The organism is Streptomyces sp. CC53 (assembly GCF_001865245.1).
Taxonomy (GTDB): domain Bacteria; phylum Actinomycetota; class Actinomycetes; order Streptomycetales; family Streptomycetaceae; genus Streptomyces.
Genome location: NZ_MKXB01000158.1, coordinates 1 through 1,649, shown reverse-complemented (window position 1 = coordinate 1,649; position 1,649 = coordinate 1). Strand labels below are relative to the sequence as shown.

Here is a 1,649-nt window from a genome sequence, read left to right as displayed (position 1 = left end):
CTCACTCGCCAAGGCTTCCTCACCCAACCCGGACGAGGCCGCTACCAGAAACGGACTTAACGCCCACGAGACGTCAGAAGCTGTTTTGGGTCCTGCCATGACAACTTGGCACGTGCCCTGGAGGACTGCTTGCCTCCCTTGCTGATATTCCATTTGGGGCATCTCGTAGCAAATAGGCGTATCTCGCCATGCGCATGGTCATAGTGGGCTATGTCCTGGCAGGCTTCCTGGCAGCTCCGGTCGGTACCGCTGTGGGATCGCCGATGTGAGGGCGGGTGTCCCGTTGCCGGGTGCCATGTGTGCCCGGATATGACAGCGAAGAGAGGTATCCGATTATGCGTGAGCACACCTCGTCCTTCCCCCGTCGGCGCCGCCGTGTCACTCTGGTGGCTGCGGCCGTCGTGACGGCAGCTGCGGCGGGCACCACGGTGCTGGCCGCTCCGGCGCAGGCCGCCGCCGTCTGCCTCGTCAACGGCGTCCCGGCGGTAACCGTCAACGGTGTCATCAACGGCACGCCCGGCAACGACACCATCACCTGCCTGACCGCCCTCAACGGCACCTCCATCCACGGCAACGCCGGCGACGACACCATCAGAGTCCTCCAGCTGGACTCCGGCGACAGTATCGACGGCGGCGACGGCGACGACCACATCGAGATCACCGGCCTGGAGACCGCCACCAGAGGAACCGTCAGCGGCGGAGCCGGGAACGACACCATCGTCAGCAGCAGTGCTCTTGGGACCGGCGGCACCCTGAGCGGTGACGACGGCGACGACCACATCGAGATCACCGACATCATCGCCCTGACCTCCGTCACCAGAGGAACCATCAGCGGCGGGGCCGGGAACGACACCATCGTCAGCGGGAGCCTTGTCGGCACCATCAACGGCGACGACGGCAACGACAGCATCAGGATCGCCACGCCGTACTTCCCGGAAACGCACGGGACCATCAACGGCGGAGCGGGCGACGACACCATCCTCCCCGGGAACGTCACGGAATCAGGGGTCGTCAACGGCGACGACGGCAACGACAGCATCAGGAACGCCAAGCCGGTCTTCCCGGAAACGCACGGGACCATCAACGGCGGAGCGGGCGACGACACCATCCTCCCCGGGAACGTCGGGCAATCAGGGGTCGTCAACGGGGATGACGGCGCCGACACCATCACCTTCGCCACCGATCATGGTCGTATCGATGGCGGGAACGACGCCGACAGCATCAGCGGTGACGGGGTAGGGAGGAGATACCTCGGCGCTCCCTACGCCACGGTGACCGGCGGTGGCGGTGACGACACCGTGGCCGTCACAGGCACCAGTACCGGCGGGAGCGTGGAAGGGGGCGGCGGCAACGACACCCTCAAGGTCGATGAGGTCCGCGGGGGGAGCCTGCGCGGCGAGAACGGCGACGACCTGATCGAAGGACGCACCCGGCCCACCGTTGAGATCCCGTACTTCGATCGCAACAACTCCACCGTCACCGGTGGTCCCGGCTTCGACACCTGCCGCACCGACCCGGCAGGCTTCGCAGACGACTGCGAAGCCTCCTGACCTCCTTGTGTGCCCGGCCCGCCAGGGCCGGGGGTTGTGGTCACGGCTCGCAGACCTGGCCACCACAGCCAAGGTCATCGCTGAACTCGCACCGGCTGG

The 1,649-nt window shown here is 66.4% G+C and carries 1 protein-coding gene; it reads left to right on the top strand.

Translation table 11 applies throughout. The features are described from left to right. The first annotated feature begins 335 nt into the window (after positions 1 to 335). A complete protein-coding gene (locus BJP40_RS18590) occupies positions 336 to 1,550 on the top strand; it encodes a calcium-binding protein (RefSeq protein ID WP_071281317.1) in 1,215 nt (404 codons plus the stop codon). Positions 1,551 to 1,649 lie beyond the last annotated feature (99 nt).